This window comes from Streptomyces regalis, from assembly GCF_001509475.1.
In the GTDB taxonomy this organism is placed as follows: domain Bacteria; phylum Actinomycetota; class Actinomycetes; order Streptomycetales; family Streptomycetaceae; genus Streptomyces; species Streptomyces regalis.
In genome coordinates this window covers 52692-69114 of sequence record NZ_LLZG01000013.1, presented here as the reverse complement: position 1 = coordinate 69114, position 16423 = coordinate 52692, and the positions used below count along the sequence as shown (strand labels likewise).

Sequence of the window (16423 nt, the reverse complement as noted above, 5' to 3'; positions counted from 1 at the left end):
CCCGACGTGCCTCGATCAGCCCTGTGGCCCGAGGTAACCCAGTGACGCCTCGATCCGCCCCGCGAGGTGGTCCCGCTGGCCCCGTACCGACGAACCCGCCAGCCATGTACGGCACTTGCTGGCCAGTAGCAGGCCGAAGGTCTCGGCCTCCATCTCCTCGGCCTGGTCGAAGTGGCTGCGGGCGGCGACCTTGAGAACCGTCGATTGCAGGTCGGCGTCGTCGTCGAGGAGCCTGGCTGCCACGGTGGCACCCTCGATGCTGTGGCTGCAGTGGCCGGCCTTCATGTGCCACAGCTCGTGGCCGAGGATCACCAACTGATGGTCGGGTGCGGTGCGTTCCTCGATCACGACGAGATCCTGGTCGGCCATGTCGAGCCACAGCCCGCTGGCCGTGCCGGGCGGGAAGGCGGCCGTACGGAAGTGGACGGGTCGGCCGCGGCGTCTGCTCATCGCGTCGCACAGGGCGCCGTACAGCTTCTCGGGCGCCGCGGGTGCGGGAAGCGTCAGCTCCGCGACCAACTCGCCGGACAGGCGGCGCATTTCCCTACCAGTGCCCACAGTTCTCCCGTTCTTCCCCGGTTTTCCCCTCCGGATCACGACTCGGGCCGCTTGACGCTTTCCAAGAGCATGTCCAGCCACTCCGCGACCTTGTCGCGGTGCTGGTCGGTGGGCAGTTGGGCGGCCCGCCAGGCGATACCGCGCACGCCGTGGTCCTGCAGCAGCTTCTCCAGCGGATCCTCGGCGGCCTGGGCGGCCTCGCGCTCCGCGAGTCTTTGCAGCAGGTCCTGCTCGGTGCGCTGGAGGGCGCCCGCGAGCGCCTCGGGGTCCTCGGCCGTGAGGAATCCGGCGTGCACGCGGAAGAAGCGCTGGATGGCGTCGCAGTGTTCCATGGTGGGGCGCCGGTCGCCGTTGATGAGGGCGCCCGCCTGCTGTCGCGACATGCCCGCGCCGTCGGCGATCTCCTGCTGGGTGTACTTGCGGCCGTTCGGCTTGACGCGGGTGCGGCGCAGGAGGTCGAGCCGCTGCAGGAACCGGGCCTGTACGTCCGGCTCGCCCGCCGGGCGGCCGCTCAGCAGGGCCTTGACCACGGGCTCCGGGACGCCGGAGGCGACGGACAGGCGGCCGGTGTCGAAGACCTGCGCGTGTGGCACGCCGAGCCGGTCGGCGAGCGCGGTGACACGAGCGACGACGGCCGGCAGTGCGGCCGTCGGCGTGGCGCCCGAACCCTCGAAGGCATCCGTCACCGACAGAACTCCTACGTCTCTCACAGGCTTCTCACAAACGGTTGCCGTGAACTCGACGGACATTACCGGTTGGTTCGAACTCACATCCAGGTCTCGCCACAACTGTGGCCAATTTCAGCCGTCAACAGGCATGAAATGCCACGATAGTTGACACGCCTCGGACCGGGGCAGCAGGATCAAGACGCCGCGTGAAGGCCGCATAGGCAAGAGGGGTGACCTCCCGATGGCATATCAGGCAGGTGGGCAGCGGTCCGTACCGCGGCCCGCCCCCGAGAGTCCCGAGGCCCAGGCGTATCTAAGGGATTACGCCACCCTCCTGGAGGCCGTGCCCTTCCCGTCCGTCGTCGTCGACCACCGCTGGGACGTCGTTCTGGCGAACACCGCTTTCGCGTCACTTTTCCATGGCGTGGGCCCGCACCCCACGGCCATGCCCGTGGACAACTTCCTCAGGTTCGTGCTCTTCCACCCGGACGCGAGCACGGTCCTGGGTGAGCACGAGTCCAGTTGGTGCCTGCCGATGCTGGCCCACTTCGCGGCCGCCGTGGAGCGGCACGGCCACGACCACGGTCTGCAGGCCATCCGCCGGGAGATCGCCCAGGACCCGATCATGGAGGCCGCCTACCGGCAAGGCCTGCCGCACTGGATCCGCGCGGTCGGCGAGCGGGCCGTCGCCCATGACGGCGCCGTCCGTCCGTTGCTGCACCCCGACCCGCGCTGGGGCGCGACCGAATGCCGGGTCGTCGAGGAGACGCCCAGGACCCTTCAGGAGATGGGCTGCACCCGGCTGACGCTCGTGCTGCGCGAGGTGCGCCGCGACCGGTCCAGGACGCGCGGGGCCCGCCGTACCGCGGCCCACCTGCGCGTGGTGCCCACCCCCGAGGACTGAACGGGGCACCGTCGGCGTTCAGGTCGCCGACGGCGCCCCGTCAGCGGGGCGTCCGGTTCCCGTGAGGAGGCGGCGTGGGACTGTTCCCTCCAGGTGTGGTGTGTGACATAGTACTGGCGTGATCGAGCGACTGACCTGCGATGTCGTGGTCGTCGGAGCCGGGATGGTGGGCGCGGCCTGCGCTCTGTACGCGGCCCGGGCGGGCCTCGACGTCATCCTCGTCGACCGCGGCCCGGTGGCCGGCGGCACGACCGGCGCCGGCGAGGGCAACATCCTCGTCTCCGACAAGGAACCGGGCCCGGAACTCGACCTCGCGCTGCTGTCCGGCCGCCTGTGGGGCGAACTGGCGCAGGAGTTCGGGGCGGCCGTCGAGTACGAGGCGAAGGGCGGCGTCGTCGTGGCCTCGTCCCCGGGCGGCCTCGCGGCGCTCGAGCGGTTCGCCGACGGGCAGCGCGCCGCGGGAGTCGTCGCGGAACCGGTCGCGGGTGACGCGCTGTACGACCTCGAACCCCACCTCGCCCCGGGCCTGCCCGGCGCCGTCCACTACCCCCAGGACTGCCAGGTCATGCCCGCCCTGGCCGCCGCCCACCTCGCCCGCGCCTCGGGCGCCCGCCTGTTCACCGGCCGGACGGTCACGGACGTCCTGCGCACACAGGACGGTGCGGTGCGCGGGGTCCGCACCGACAAGGGCGACATCCACACCCCGGCGCTCGTCAACGCGGCCGGCACCTGGGGCGGAGAGCTCGCCGCACTCGCCGGCGTCCGCCTCCCCGTCCTCCCGCGACGCGGCTTCGTCCTCGTCACCGAGCCGCTGCCGCGCCTGGTCCGCCACAAGGTGTACGCCGCCGACTATGTGGCCGACGTCGCCAGCGACTCGGCGGCGCTGCAGACCTCGCCGGTCGTCGAGGGCACTGCGGCGGGCCCGATCCTGATCGGGTCGAGCCGCGAGCGGGTCGGCTTCGACCGGACCTTCTCGCTGCCCGTCGTACGGGCGCTCGCGGCGAGTGCGACGCGGCTGTTCCCGTTCCTGTCGGACGTCCACGCGATGCGCGCCTACCTGGGCTTCCGCCCGTACATGCCCGACCACCTCCCCGCAATCGGCCCCGACCCCCGCGTCCCCGGGCTGTACCACGCCTGCGGCCACGAGGGCGCCGGCATCGGACTCGCCACCGGCACCGGCCACTTGATCGCACAGGCGCTCACCGCCAAGACCCCCGACCTGGACCTGACGCCGCTGCGCCCCGACCGCTTCGCCGAGGAGGCCGCATGAGAACCCCTCTGGAGCTTGCCGACGCCCACCCGGGACCGGCCTTCACGGTCACCCTGGACGGCCGCGAGATCGAGGCGCTGCCCGGGCAGACGGTCGCCGCCGCGCTCTGGGCGGTCGGTGTCACGTCGTGGCGCAGCACTCGCGGCGAGGGCCGCCCACGCGGTGTCTTCTGCGGCATCGGCGTCTGCTTCGACTGTCTCGTGACCGTCAATGACCGCCCGAACCAGCGGGCCTGCCTCGTGCCCTTGCACCCGGGCGACGCCATCCGCACGCAGGAGGGGACGGGGCACGATGGCTGATCTCGCGGTGATCGGCGCGGGTCCGGCGGGACTCGCCGCGGCACTGGCGGCCGCCGCACAGGGCGTGACGGTCGCCGTCGTCGACTCGGCGACGGAAGCGGGCGGGCAGTTCTACCGTCAGCCCGCGTCCGGCCTGCGCGCACGGCGGCCACAGGCCCTGCACCACCAGTGGCGCACCTGGGAACGGCTGAGGGACGCTCTGCCCGGGAGCGGTGTCCGAATCCTGACGGATCATCATGTCTGGTCCGTGGAACGGGACTCCGACGGTTTCACCGTGCACGCCCTGCTCGGCCCCGAGCAGCACGAGCCGGTCGCCGTGCACGCCGACGCCGTACTCCTCGCCACCGGCGGCTACGAGCGGGTGCTTCCCTTCCCCGGCTGGACCCTTCCCGGTGTCGTCACCGCCGGTGGTGCGCAGGCCATGCTGAAGGCCGGGCTCGTGGTGCCGGGGCGCAAGGCGGTCGTCGCCGGCACCGGGCCGTTGCTGCTGCCCGTGGCGACCGGGCTCGCGGCGGCGGGCGTCGAGATCGCGGCGCTCGTCGAGGCGGCAGACCCCAAGGACCTGGTACGGCACGGTCGGGCCCTGGCCGGCAAGCTTCCCGAGGGCGCCGGATACGCGGCCCGCCTCCTGCGTCACCGCGTCCGCCTCCTCTCCCGCCATACGGTCGTCCGCGCCCACGGCGACGAGCGGCTCACCGGCGTCACCGTTGCCGCGCTCGACACCGACGGGCGTGTCCGCCCCGGCACCGAGCGGTACGTCCCGTGCGACACCCTCGCCGTCGGGCACGGGATGCTCCCGCACACCGACCTCGCCGAGACCCTCGGCTGCCGCCTGGACGGCATGACGGTGGCCGTCGACGACGAGCAGCGCACGGATGTGCCCGGCGTATGGGCGGCCGGGGAGTCCACCGGCATCGGCGGCGCGGGCCTCGCCCTGGCCGAGGGGCACATCGCGGGACGCTCGATCGCCGCACGCCTCAACGGCACCGAACCCGATCCGGTGCAGTGGGCCGCGGCTGCCAAGTCCCGTACGAAACTCCGGAAGTCGGCCGCCGCCCTCGATGCCGCCTACCCGCCGCCCGCGCACTGGAGCGAGCAGGTCACCGACGACACCGTCGTCTGCCGCTGCGAGGAGGTCACCGCCGGGGCCGTCCGCGACGCCGTGGACGAGCTCGGGGCGGGCGACGTCCGCACCGTGAAACTGCTGACCCGGGCCGGAATGGGCTGGTGCCAGGGACGCATGTGCGGGCCTGCGGTCGCCGGGCTCGCCGGATGTGAACTCACCCCGTCCCGGCGGCCGTTCGCACGACCCGTACCGCTCGGCGTGCTCGCTCGCCAACACCACATCGCCACGGAGGAAGGAACCTCATGACCGACCACCGCCCCTGGCGCGGCGTCCTCGTCGCCACCGCACTCCCGCTGAACGACGACCTCTCCGTCGACCACGGCACATACGCCGAGCACTGCGCCTGGCTCGTCGAGAACGGCTGCGACGGCGTCGTACCGAACGGCTCGCTCGGGGAGTACCAGGTCCTCACCTCCGAGGAGCGCGCGAAGGTCGTGGAGACCGCCGTGGCCGCGATCGGCGGCTCACGGGTGATGCCCGGCGTCGCCGCCTACGGTTCCGCGGAGTCCCGCCGCTGGGCCGAGCAGGCGCGCGACGCGGGCTGCGAGTCCGTGATGCTGCTGCCGCCCAACGCCTACCGTGCCGACGAGCGCTCGGTGCTGTTGCACTACGCGGAGGTCGCCGAGGCGGGCATCCCGATCGTGGCGTACAACAACCCCATCGACACCAAGGTCGACCTCGTCCCCGAACTTCTCGCCAAGCTGCACGGCGAGGGGTACATCCACGCGGTGAAGGAGTTCTCCGGCGATGTCCGCCGCGCCTACCAGCTCGCCGAACTCGCCCCCGAACTCGACCTGTTGATCGGCGCCGACGACGTCCTGCTGGAGCTCGCGATCGCCGGCGCCAAGGGCTGGGTCGCCGGTTACCCGAACGCGCTGCCGAAGGCCTGTGTCGAGCTGTACCGCGCGGCCGTCGGCGGCGACCTGGACACCGCCAAGAAGCTCTACGAGCAGCTGCACCCGCTGCTGCGCTGGGACTCCAAGGTCGAGTTCGTGCAGGCGATCAAGCTCTCCATGGACATCGTCGGCCGCCGCGGCGGACGCTGTCGTCCCCCACGGGTGCCGCTGCTGCCCGAGCAGGAGGCCACGATCCGCGCCGCCACCGAGAAGGCCGTCGCCGCAGGGCTCGCGTAACCGCATCCCACTCATCGCAAAGGAGGCCGGCCCGTGCGCAGCAAACTCGTCCTGCACGCCGTCGACTCGCACACCGAGGGCATGCCCACCCGCGTCGTCACCGGCGGCATCGGCACGATCCCGGGCGCGACCATGAACGAGCGGCGCCTGTACTTCCGTGAGCACCGCGACCACATCAAGCAGCTCCTGATGAACGAGCCGCGCGGCCACTCGGCGATGAGCGGCGCCGTCCTCCAGCCGCCCACCCGCCCCGACTGCGACTGGGGCGTGATCTACATCGAGGTCTCCGGCTATCTGCCGATGTGCGGGCACGGCACGATCGGCGTGGCGACCGTGCTCGTCGAGACCGGCATGGTGGAGGTCGTCGAGCCGGTCACCACGATCCGGCTCGACACCCCGGCGGGCCTCGTCGTCGCCGAGGTGGCGGTGGAGGACGGGGTCGCGAAGGCGGTCACTCTCCAGAACGTGCCCTCCTTCTCCGTCGCCCTCGACCGTAAGATCACACTGGCCGACGGGCGTACGGTGACATACGACATGGCATACGGCGGCAACTTCTACGCCATCCTGCCGCTGGAGGAGTTCGGGCTGCCCTTCGACCGCGCCCGCAAGGACGACATCCTCAAGGCGGGACTCTCCCTCATGGCGGCGATCAACGCCGAGGAGGAGCCCGTCCACCCCGAGGACCCCTCCATCCACGGCTGCCACCACGTCCACCTGATCGCCCCCGGCGCCACCGCCCGCCACTCCCGGCATGCCATGGCGATCCATCCCGGCTGGTTCGACCGCTCGCCCTGCGGCACGGGCACCAGCGCGCGCATGGCGCAGCTGCACGCGCGCGGTGAACTCCCGCTGCACACCGAGTTCGTCAACGAGTCCTTCATCGGGACACGGTTCACCGGACGCCTCCTCGGCACAACCGAGGTCGCGGGCCGACCGGCCGTCCTGCCCAGCTTCACCGGTCGCGCGTGGATCACCGGCACCGCGCAGTACCTGCTCGACCCGTCGGACCCGTTCCCGGCCGGGTTCGTGCTCTGAACGTCGAGGATAATGAGGCACGTAACGCGTGACATTGCACAGCGCGTGACATTTGACAGCTAGGAGTCCCATGGCCGCCCAGCGCACCAGCGCCCCGCCCGCCGCAGCCGGCCCGGCGCTGCCCACCCTGGGCGGCAAGAAGAGCAGCTACCGGGAGCGGGTCGCCGACGCCCTGCGGGCTGCGCTGATCGCCGGGGAGCTTCTCCCCGGGGAGGTGTACTCCGCGCCGACGCTCGCCGCCCGCTTCGGTGTTTCGGCGACGCCGGTGCGCGAGGCCATGCTGGACCTGGCCAAGGAGGGCCTGGTCGACACCGTCCCCAACAAGGGTTTCCGGGTCACCGCGGTCTCCGAGAAACAGCTCGACGAGTACAAGCACATCCGCGCCCTCATCGAGATCCCCACGGTGGTGGAGCTGGCCAGGACCGCCGACAAGGTCTCCCTGGAGGCGCTGCGCCCCGCCGCCCGGGAGATCGTCCAGGCGGCCGTCTCCGGTGACCTCATCGCCTACGTCGAGGCCGACACCCGCTTCCATCTCGGCCTGCTCGCCCTCGCCGGCAACGCCCACCTCGTCGAGGTCGTCGGCGACCTCCGTAAACGCTCCCGCCTCTACGGCCTCACTGCACTCGTCGAGGCGGGCCGCCTGCTGGCCTCCGCCGAGGAGCACCTCGAACTCCTCGACGCGCTGATCGCCCGCGACGAGAGGGCTGTACGGGAGGTCATGACCCGCCACCTGGGACACGTAAGGGGCCTATGGGCAACGCCCTCTCAGGGGCGCGGGGAACTGCGCGACAAGCCCCCACGACCCGCAGCCTCCAGACGGCCTACTGGACCGAGCTCTTAGGACCCCGCGGCTCCGGACCCCGCTTCGCCGCCTGGATCTGCTCATACACATGGGTCCGCAGCTCGGCGAAGCGCGGATCCACCCGCGTGTGCAACTGGTCGCGCTCGGCGGGCAGATCGACCTTCAGCTGTTCCCGTACGACGGTGGGCGAGGCGGACAGCACGATCACCCGCTCGCCGAGGTAGACGGCCTCGTCGATGTCATGGGTGACGAACAGGATCGTGATGCCGCGCTTCCGCCACAGCCCGCGGACCAGGTCCTCCAGATCGGCCCGCGTCTGCGCGTCCACCGCCGCGAACGGCTCGTCCATCAGCAGCACACGAGGCTCGTAGGCCAGCGCCCGCGCGATGGCGACCCGCTGCTGCATACCGCCGGACAGCTGCCACGGATACGCTCCCACGGCATCCGCCAGCCCCACCGACTCCAGCGCGTCACGCACCAGCTCCCGGCGCCGTGCCTTACTCAAGTCCTTCTGCTTCAACGGGAGTTCGACGTTCTCACCGACCCGCATCCAGGGAAACAGACTGCGCCCGTACTCCTGGAAGACGAACGCCATCCCGGGCGGCGGCCCGCTCACCTTCCGCCCCTCCAGCAGGACTTCACCACTGGTCGGCGCGAGCAGACCGCCCATGCACTTGAGCAGGGTCGTCTTGCCGCAGCCCGACGGGCCGACGAGACAGACCAGTTCGCCCGCGTCGACGGTGAAGGTGAGGTCGCGCACCGCCTCCACGCGCCGCCCGGAACCCTCGTAGACCTTCTGCAGGCCGCGTACGTCGAGCATGGACCGCCCCTTCACGATGATGCTCACTCAGGACCGCCGGGTGGTCGCGCGCAGACCGTGGTACCAGCCGAGCACCCGGCGCTCGACCAGCTGGAAGACGACGGAGAGCAGGAAGCCGAGCAGACCGAGGACGAGGATGCCGGTCCACATGTCGGGGATCGCGAAGCTGCGCTGGAACTGGACGACGGTGAAGCCGATGCCGTTGTCGGCGGTGAACATCTCGCTGATGACCATGAGGATGATGCCGATCGAGAGCGCCTGGCGCAGGCCGGCGAAGATCTGCGGGCTCGCGGAGCGCAGCACCAGGTGGCGCAGGCGGGCGATGCCCGTGACGCCGTAGGAGCGGGCCGTCTCCAGCATCACCGAGTCGACCGCGCGCACACCCTCCACGGTGTTGAGCAGGATCGGCCAGACGCAGCCGCTCGCGATCACGACGATCTTCATGGTGTCGCCGATGCCCGCGAACAGCGTGATGACCGGGACCAGCACGGGCGGCGGTACGGCCCGCAGGAACTCCAGGACCGGCTCGCACACCGCGCGCACCCTGCGGTAGGAGCCGATGACCGTGCCGAGCGCGACACCGGCCACGGCCGCCGTCGCATAGCCGCCCAGGAGGCGCAGAAGGCTCGGCACGACGTCCGTGCGCAGCTGGTCCGCCGTCCAGACGTCCGGGAACGTGTCGAGGATCGTCCGCAGCGGCGGCCAGAAGGGGTCCGTGCTCCCGTCGGACGCCGCCCACCACACGGCGACCAGCACCACGGGAAGCGCGACGACGAAGAACAGCCTCAGCAGCAGGCGCCCGATCACACCGCCACCTCCCCGCGCACCGACTGGTGCCAGGCCAGCGCCCGCCGCTCAACGGTCCGCGCGCCGACGTTGATGAGCAGCCCCAGCAGACCGGCGACCACGATGAGCGCGTACATCTCCGGCACCGCCTGCGAGGTCTGCGCCACCGCGATCTGCCTGCCCAACCCCGGTGCGCCGATGACGAGTTCGGCGGTGATCGCGAGGATCAGCGCCACCGCGGCCGCCAGCCGCACACCGGTCATGACGTACGGCAGCGCCGTCGGCCACAGCACATGGCGCACGCGCGCCCAGGTGCCGAGGCCGTAACTGCGTGCCGTCTCCTCGGCGACCGGGTCGACGTCCTGGACGCCGTACAGGGTCTGGATCAGCACCTGCCAGAAGGAGGCGTACACCACCAGCAGGAGCACCGACTTCAGTTCGGTGCCGTAGAGCAGCACCGCGAGCGGGATCAGCGCCACCGAGGGGATCGGGCGCAGGAACTCGATCGTCGAGGCCGTCGCCTCGCGCAGGTACGGCACGACGGAGACGACCACGCCCGCGACGACACCGGCGCAGACCGCGATGGCCAGGCCCAGCGCCCAGCCGGTGAGGGTGTCGCCGAGCGCGCTCCAGAAGGCTGAGTCGCTCACCTCGTTCGCGAGCGCCACGGCGATACGGCTCGTCGGCGGGAAGTACGCCTCCTTGACCAGGCCGAGCCGCGGCACCGCCTCGCCCAGGGCGAGGAAGGCCGCCAGCCCGGTCGCACCGAGGGCGACGTTCCCGCCCCTCATGCGTCCGTGTCCCTCAAGCGTCCGTCCCTCACGGCAGCAGCGCGTCCAGGTCGGGCGTCTTCTTGAAGAGGCCGTCCTCCTCGCCGAGCTTCATGAGCGCCTCGATGGAGGAGCGGTTCGGCTCGGCCGGCCACTTCGGCAGGATCACCTGCTCCAGCACCGACGCCGGGATCTTGGTGTACGTCGTGACGATCTGCCGTGCCTCGTCCGGGTGGGCCCCGGCGTACGCGAGGGACTCGGCGGTGGCCGCCTGGAACTTCTTGACCACGTCCGGGTGTTGCTGCGCGTACTGCGCCGAGGTGAAGTACATCGCGACGGTGACCTCCGGCGCGACGTCGACCAAGGGCGAGGCGATCTCCCGGCCGCCCTGGCTGCGGATGGTGGCAGTCGCCGGCTCCACCACGCACGCGGCGTCGATCTGGCCGTTGTCGAGGGCGGCGGGCATCTGGTCGAAGGGCATCTCGACGAGGTTCACCTTGTCCGGGTCGCCACCGGCCTTGCGCACGGCCTGGCGGACCGCGGTCTCGTTGATGTTCTTCAGGGTGTTGATGGCGACCTTCTTGCCCTCCAGCTGCTCCGGCGACTTGAGGGGGCTGTCCTTCTTGACCATGAGGCCGTTGAAGTCCTTGCCCCGCACACCGGTCGAGGCGATGCCGTTGGCGACGGCCTTCACCGGGACGCCGTTGGTCTGGGCGACCATCAGGGACGTCACATTGCTGAAGCCGAACTGGAACTGCCCGCTGACCACGCCGGGCACGATCGCCGCACCGCCCTGAGCGGCGGTGAACTCCAGTTTCAGGCCCTGCTTCTCGAAGAAGCCCTTCTTCTGGCCGAGATACAGCGGCGCGACATCCACGATCGGGATGAGTCCGAGCTTGACCGTGGTGACACCGCCGGACGACGCGCCCGCCTCCGGCGAACCGCCGTCGGACGAGCCACAGGCCGTCGCGACCAGCAGCAGGACGCCGGCGGTGAGAACGGCCGACAGACGACGCATGGCTCCTCCTGTACAGACAACTACAGACAACGGGTGCAGCGGTGTTCCGACAGGTTGTGCGCAAGGCGCACAGTAGTGCGTGGGAATGCCCGGCGGGAAGGTAGAAGTCTCAACTGAGCCAGGGCAGTTGGTATGCCGACAACATGGTTGACGCCATTGGAGGTGGCGATGCTTCCGGGAGACCGCGCACCACACTTGGTGAGGTCCTTCGAGCGCGGCCTCGCCGTGATCCGCTCCTTCGACGCCGAGCACCCTGCCCGCACACTGAGCGAGGTCGCCCACGCCTGCGATCTGACCCGCGCCGCCGCCCGCCGACTGCTGCTGACCCTCGCCGACCTCGGCTACGTCCACCAGGACGGACGGCTCTTCCGCCTCACGCCGCGCGTGCTGGAGCTGGGCTATTCCTACCTCTCCAGCTACACGCTGCCCCAGATCGCCGAGCCGCATCTGGAGCAACTCGTGGCGCAGGTACGGGAGTCGTCGTCGCTGTGCGTCCTGGACGGCGACGACGTCGTGTACGTGGCGCGGGTGCCGACCCGTCGCATCATGTCGGCGTCCATCACGGTCGGCACCCGCTTCCCGGCGTATGTGACGTCGGTGGGCCGGGTGATCCTCGCCCATCTACCGGAGGAGCAGGTCGAAGTCCGGCTCAGCAGGGCGGAGTTGAAGCCGCTGACCGGGCGCACCATCACCTCGCCGGACGCCCTGCGGGCGGAACTGCGGCGGGTCCGTCGGCAGGGATACGCCATCGTCGACCAGGAGTTGGAGGAGGGGCTCCGGTCGGTGGCCGCCCCGGTGCGGGAGCGGGACGGAGAGGTGGTGGCCGGCGTGAACATCGCGGTGCACGCCGGCCGCAACTCGGTGGACTCGATCTGTGCGGATCTGCTGCCGCATCTGCTCGCGGCGGTGGCCCGGATCGAGGCCGACCTGAGGATCACAGGTCCAGCACGAGCCGCTTCCCGCGACACCGGGACACACAGATCATCATCGTCTCGCCGCTCTCCTGCTCCTCCTGCGTGAGCACGGAGTCCCGGTGCTCCGGAGTGCCGTCGAGGACGTCGGTCTCGCAGGTCCCGCACGTGCCCTCGGTGCAGGAGAACAGCACCTCGACACCGGCGGCGCGCACGGCGTCGAGCACGGAGACGTCCGGGGAGACGGTGAGCGTCTTGCCGCTCTGCGCCAGCTCGACCTCGAACTCCGTGTTCTCGCCGCCCTCCTGCTCCTTCGGCGCGAACCGCTCCACGTGCAGCAGCCCGGCCGGGCACCGCGCCTCCACCGCGTCGAGCAGGGGCCCGGGTCCGCAGCAATAGACGAGCGTGCCCTCGGGAACGTCGTCGAGCACCGAGGTGAGGTCCAGAAGGCCGGTCTCGTCCTGTGGGGCTACGGTGATGCGGTCGCCGCCGTAGCGGCTCAACTCCTCGGTGAACGCCATGGACCGGCGGGTCCGTCCGCCGTACAGCAGGGTCCACTCCGCCCCCGCGGCCTCCGCCGCCGCCAGCATCGGCAGGACCGGCGTGATGCCGATGCCGCCGGCGATGAAGCGGTAGCGGGGCGCGGGCCGCAGGGCGAAGTGGTTGCGCGGCCCGCGCACCCGGACCTTGTCGCCCTGCCCCAACTGCTCGTGCACATGGGCGGATCCGCCCCGCCCGTCCGGCTCCCGGAGCACGGCGATCCGCCAGGCGTCCCGGTCCGCCGGATCGCCGCACAGCGAGTACTGCCGCTCCAGCTCCGGACCGAGAACGACATCGATGTGCGCGCCCGGCTCCCACGCCGGGAGTTCCTCGCCCAGCGGGTGGCGCAGGGTGAGGGCGAGCACGCCGTCGGCCGCGAACTCCTTGCGGTCGACGACGAGTTCGGCTTCGTACACGGTCATGAGCTGTTTCCTTGCGGCTCGTGTCCTTGCGGCTCGTGTCCCTGTGGCTGGTGTCCCTGGGGGTGGGCGAGCATCCACTCCCACATCTCGATCGGGTCCTGCGAGGTGTACTCGCGTCCGCAGTGACAGGTGCCGTGCAGGATGTCGGTGCCCGGCAGCCAGTCGATGCGGTAGATCTCCCCGGTGGGGCTACCGCTCACAGGACCTTCTCCACGGGCTTGTCGCCCTCCTCGACCAGCCGGGCGAGGATACGGCGGGCGGCCAGGCCGCCGGTGTCGATATTGATGCTCAGCTCCTGGTAGCCGGTGCGCTCGGTGCCGAGGGTCTGCTGCAGCAGGTTGAGGGCGGTGACGTCCTGCATGACGACGGTGTGGTTGTTGCTGCGCAGGAACTCGGTGACCTCGTCGTCGTCCGTCGCCCAGTCCCGGGAGACCGCCCAGAAGTCGTACACCTTGCCGTCGCCGGACGGCGTGATGGCGTAAGTGACCTCGGTGTGGAAGCCGCCCGGGTCACTGCCGTCCGGCTCCGGCACCACGCCGACCGGGGCGACGCGGCTGTGCAGCAGGTACAGGCACGGGGCGTGGTACTCGATGTCCTGCCAGCGGGTGATGCGGCCCTCGATGCCGGTGGACTTGGCGTAGAACGGCGGGCACTCGGCGTCGTCCATGTGCCGGCTGACCCGCACGATGCCGGCGCCCTCGTCGACCTCGGTGGTGATCGGCGTCTCGGCGACCTCGGGGGTACCGATGTAACCGCCGTGGAGGTAGGTCTCGTGGGACAGGTCGAGGAGGTTGTCGACGAGGAGGCCGTAGTCGCAGTCGATGGGCTCCATGCCGCGCACGGTGACCCAGCCGGGGGAGTCGAGGTGCTTGGCCCGCGGGATGCCCTGGGGGTCGGCGAGCGCCGGGTCACCGATCCACACCCAGATCAGCGAGTCCTGCTCGACGACGGGGTAGGAAGCCACGCGCGCCGTACGGGGGATGCGCTTCTGCCCCGGCACGTACACGCACGCACCGGTCGTGTCGTACGTGAACCCGTGGTACCCGCACACGATCCGGTCGCCGTCAAGGCGGGTCGGGGCCTCGGACAGCGGATAGCGCCGGTGCACACACCGGTCGTGCAGGACGACCGGCGTCCCGTCCTCCTCCGTGCGGTACAGGACGAGGGTCTCCCCGAGGATCGTCCGGCCGAGCAACTCGCGCCCGACCTCGTGGCTGTAGGCGGCGACGTACCACTGGTTCCTGGCGAAGGCGGTCGTGTGAGGCATGGGGTTCCCGTCCCTGTCGGCGGGGCGTCGTCGCCCCGCGTGCCGTGGTTGGGATCAGGGTCCTGAGGGCTGCGTCCACCACGCAAGGTGGCTTCTGTCAGGCGGAAGGACTTCTGTAAAATGCCTGGTCATAGCTTTGCTCTTCCTGTTGCTGATCACTGGAACGGGCGCTGAGACGGCGCGGGCGATGGGATTGCGCCCGAGGTGGCCGCAGACGGCTGGATCGAGTACATCCGTTCGCGGCGCTGCCGAAATTGCCCGTTAGTGCCGGTCTTAGTCTTGATTGTGAAAATTCTTGCCGGTCCTTGAGGTGGTACACCGGCAGAATTTTGCGTTGTCCCAGTTCAAGCCCGATCAAAGGTAGGGGGAAGCGACGTCGGGTCGAATCCGGGTCGAATCTGCCAACTTCCGTGTTCCCGGCTGGGTAAGTGCAGGTCAAGGAGGCAGACTGCGAGAAGGCCAAGCTGGTGCGCGGAGGGACGAACGGCCGCAGGGCACGGCTCCGGCCGTCCGAAGATGTCGACTTCAGGTCGGGGCTGTGGGGCCAGACGGGAACCGTTCGCATTTGTCGAACTCGCCCCTGTGTGTCGTCGTCGCGCGTGACAGGCGGCGGTTTCCGCAGTAGGCCTCGGGCGCGTGGGTGTTCGTGTCCGTCTCGCGCTGAACTTGTCAGTGAACGTCCGCCCGGCTCCGAGTGATCACGGCGGCCTCGCTCGCCGCTTCCGCGTGTCGTCCCCGTAGCTCTGAAATCACTCTGAACGCTGCTGCGGTCAGCGGTACCGCGACGACGAGGGGCAGACGCCGAGCGGCAAGATCCAACGCTTCGTCCTCAGAGGGATGAGCGACGACGACATAGCCCGCCTGTCCTGACAGTGAGCCCCGCTGGGACATGCCTCAGCGGCGGGGGTCGAGTCAGTGCACGAGTTCGGTGGGTGCCGCTTGCCCGGTCGGGGTGCGGGAGTCCGTCATCGTCAGTCTCGCGCAGAGGTAGGAGAAGCCGCGGTGCCGCGATGTCCTGAACAGCGCGATGAGCGAGACGGCGGCCAGGACGACGACAGGGCCGGACAACGACTCGAAGTGGTTGAGGAGGAGGAAGCCGCCGACACCCGTCAGGCCGCGCAGGAGTCTCGCCTTCACGTCCGGTCGGCGGCCGTCAGCGGTGGCCGCCTGCAACTTGACGATGTGCTGCCCGAGACTGGCCCCGCTGCCTGCCAGAGGAATTCCGACGGTGAGCACCAGCCACGGCACCCAGAACCCGACACGTTCGACGGTCGCGTCGAAGAAGAAATACGAGTACGCAGGTGTACCACCGGCGGACAGGCCCCCCTGCCAGATCCACATCAGCGCCGCGCAGGCGGCGACGGTCGGCACATAGAGGAAGGCGAAGCTCATCAGGTCGCACGCGGACGCCAGCAGCCGCCTGCGCCAGGTGATCGGGCGCGGCTCTCCCGGTTCGGCGTGGACCCGCTGACCGGGCACGGCACTGAGCAGGGGGGCGGCCAGCGCACCGATCAGACCTCCCAGGCCGTTCGCGATCAGGTCGTCGACGTCGAACAGCCGGTAGGCGCACGGGTAGATGAACCAGTCTCCGGTCAGTTGTGTCGTCTCGATCAGGAGGGACACACCCAGGCCGATGGCAACGGTGACGGGCACGCTGCGCCCGAACATGTACCGGACGAACATGCCCAGAGGTATGAAGAGCGCCACGTTCAGCAGCACTTGGGTCAGCGCCGGGTTGTTCAGCATCGCCATGGGGCCGCCGCTTCCGGTGGCGGACTTCCCCATGTCGTGCAGGAAGTGGAAGGGGATCAGCTGCGGTCGGCGAACACCGATGCCCGCACAGAAATCGTGCCGCATGGGTGGGAACGGTGCGAACACGTAGAAGAACAGAGCCAGGCCGTAGAGAGGCCCGGCGAACGCCAATGCCATGTTGCCCAGGCCCAGTTCGCCGCGCCGCCGGTACCGCACGGCGATATAGGGAACGAACAGCACGAACGCGGCCACGGACATCAGCAGGGCGGCCCATATGGCCGGCTCCACCCTCGTACTCACGAGCGAAATTCCTCTCAGCGCCGCGGACTCGGTCGGCTTCGG

At 70.2% G+C, this 16423-nt stretch carries 18 protein-coding genes; 8 read left to right on the top strand and 10 right to left on the bottom strand.

Translation table 11 applies throughout. From position 1 onward, the window contains the following. Positions 1–15: 15 nt before the first annotated feature. Both ADL12_RS03750 and ADL12_RS03745 read right to left on the bottom strand, forming a co-directional pair. The gene (locus tag ADL12_RS03750) at positions 16–540 is read right to left on the bottom strand and encodes a hypothetical protein (RefSeq protein WP_062698421.1); all 525 of its coding nucleotides are present in this window, start codon (positions 538–540) and stop codon (positions 16–18) included. A 53-nt stretch (positions 541–593) separates the two neighbouring features. Next, on the bottom strand, positions 594–1244 hold the full coding sequence (locus tag ADL12_RS03745; RefSeq protein ID WP_062698419.1) for a helix-turn-helix domain-containing protein: 651 nt from the start codon (positions 1242–1244) through the stop codon (positions 594–596). A 223-nt stretch (positions 1245–1467) separates the two neighbouring features. On the opposite strand from ADL12_RS03745, the gene ADL12_RS03740 reads away from it, so the two are divergent. The 7 genes from ADL12_RS03740 (at position 1468) to ADL12_RS03710 (ending at position 7834) form a co-directional block, all read left to right on the top strand. Continuing rightward, on the top strand, positions 1468–2130 hold the full coding sequence (locus ADL12_RS03740; RefSeq protein ID WP_062698417.1) for an MmyB family transcriptional regulator: 663 nt from the start codon (positions 1468–1470) through the stop codon (positions 2128–2130). Positions 2131–2248: 118 nt separating this feature from the next. Next, positions 2249–3400: an NAD(P)/FAD-dependent oxidoreductase gene (locus ADL12_RS03735; protein ID WP_062698415.1), complete on the top strand. Its 1152-nt coding sequence runs from the start codon at positions 2249–2251 to the stop codon at positions 3398–3400. After that, positions 3397–3699: a (2Fe-2S)-binding protein gene (locus tag ADL12_RS03730; RefSeq protein WP_062698413.1), complete on the top strand. Its 303-nt coding sequence runs from the start codon at positions 3397–3399 to the stop codon at positions 3697–3699. Before ADL12_RS03735 ends, ADL12_RS03730 begins: the two co-directional genes overlap by 4 nt. Then, positions 3692–5071 carry an FAD/NAD(P)-dependent oxidoreductase gene (locus ADL12_RS03725; RefSeq protein ID WP_062698411.1) on the top strand — a complete coding sequence of 460 codons (1380 nt, stop codon included), beginning with the start codon at positions 3692–3694 and terminating at the stop codon, positions 5069–5071. The genes ADL12_RS03730 and ADL12_RS03725 overlap by 8 nt, the downstream gene beginning before the upstream one ends. Beyond that, positions 5068–5958, top strand: a complete 891-nt coding sequence (locus ADL12_RS03720; protein WP_062698409.1) for a dihydrodipicolinate synthase family protein — start codon at positions 5068–5070, stop codon at positions 5956–5958. The genes ADL12_RS03725 and ADL12_RS03720 overlap by 4 nt, the downstream gene beginning before the upstream one ends. A 33-nt stretch (positions 5959–5991) precedes the next feature. Then, positions 5992–6993 carry a proline racemase family protein gene (locus ADL12_RS03715; protein ID WP_062698407.1) on the top strand — a complete coding sequence of 334 codons (1002 nt, stop codon included), beginning with the start codon at positions 5992–5994 and terminating at the stop codon, positions 6991–6993. A gap of 70 nt (positions 6994–7063) precedes the next feature. After that, entirely contained in the window at positions 7064–7834 is a 771-nt protein-coding gene (locus ADL12_RS03710) for a GntR family transcriptional regulator (RefSeq protein ID WP_244187754.1), read from the top strand. On the opposite strand, the gene ADL12_RS03705 is transcribed toward ADL12_RS03710, so the two are convergent. Genes ADL12_RS03705 through ADL12_RS03690 form a run of 4 tightly spaced genes read right to left on the bottom strand, consistent with a single transcriptional unit; the run spans position 7815 to position 11189 of the window. Further along, positions 7815–8615: an ABC transporter ATP-binding protein gene (locus ADL12_RS03705; protein ID WP_062698527.1), complete on the bottom strand. Its 801-nt coding sequence runs from the start codon at positions 8613–8615 to the stop codon at positions 7815–7817. The two genes, ADL12_RS03710 and ADL12_RS03705, sit on opposite strands and share 20 nt — an antisense overlap. Positions 8616–8642: 27 nt before the next feature. Beyond that, positions 8643–9419 (bottom strand): ABC transporter permease, encoded by a 777-nt coding sequence (locus ADL12_RS03700; RefSeq protein ID WP_062698525.1) that lies wholly within the window; start codon positions 9417–9419, stop codon positions 8643–8645. Beyond that, positions 9419–10192 carry an ABC transporter permease gene (locus ADL12_RS03695; RefSeq protein ID WP_062698405.1) on the bottom strand — a complete coding sequence of 258 codons (774 nt, stop codon included), beginning with the start codon at positions 10190–10192 and terminating at the stop codon, positions 9419–9421. The genes ADL12_RS03700 and ADL12_RS03695 overlap by 1 nt, the downstream gene beginning before the upstream one ends. A 28-nt stretch (positions 10193–10220) precedes the next feature. Further along, positions 10221–11189: an ABC transporter substrate-binding protein gene (locus tag ADL12_RS03690; protein WP_062698403.1), complete on the bottom strand. Its 969-nt coding sequence runs from the start codon at positions 11187–11189 to the stop codon at positions 10221–10223. A gap of 168 nt (positions 11190–11357) precedes the next feature. Here ADL12_RS03690 and ADL12_RS03685 point away from each other — a divergent pair, with 168 nt between their 5' ends. After that, positions 11358–12209: an IclR family transcriptional regulator domain-containing protein gene (locus tag ADL12_RS03685; protein ID WP_062698401.1), complete on the top strand. Its 852-nt coding sequence runs from the start codon at positions 11358–11360 to the stop codon at positions 12207–12209. Here the strand turns inward: ADL12_RS03685 and ADL12_RS03680 are convergent. The 4 genes from ADL12_RS03680 to ADL12_RS03665 all read right to left on the bottom strand — a co-directional run bounded on the left by ADL12_RS03680 (position 12124) and on the right by ADL12_RS03665 (position 16381). Further along, positions 12124–13062 (bottom strand): PDR/VanB family oxidoreductase, encoded by a 939-nt coding sequence (locus ADL12_RS03680; protein ID WP_062698399.1) that lies wholly within the window; start codon positions 13060–13062, stop codon positions 12124–12126. The genes ADL12_RS03685 and ADL12_RS03680 overlap by 86 nt on opposite strands. Next, positions 13059–13262: a hypothetical protein gene (locus ADL12_RS03675; RefSeq protein ID WP_062698397.1), complete on the bottom strand. Its 204-nt coding sequence runs from the start codon at positions 13260–13262 to the stop codon at positions 13059–13061. Before ADL12_RS03675 ends, ADL12_RS03680 begins: the two co-directional genes overlap by 4 nt. Beyond that, positions 13259–14329 carry an aromatic ring-hydroxylating dioxygenase subunit alpha gene (locus ADL12_RS03670; protein ID WP_062698395.1) on the bottom strand — a complete coding sequence of 357 codons (1071 nt, stop codon included), beginning with the start codon at positions 14327–14329 and terminating at the stop codon, positions 13259–13261. Before ADL12_RS03670 ends, ADL12_RS03675 begins: the two co-directional genes overlap by 4 nt. 912 nt (positions 14330–15241) lie before the next feature. Further along, a complete protein-coding gene (locus tag ADL12_RS03665; protein ID WP_244187753.1) occupies positions 15242–16381 on the bottom strand; it encodes a VanZ family protein in 1140 nt (379 codons plus the stop codon). Between the last annotated feature and the right edge of the window lie 42 nt (positions 16382–16423).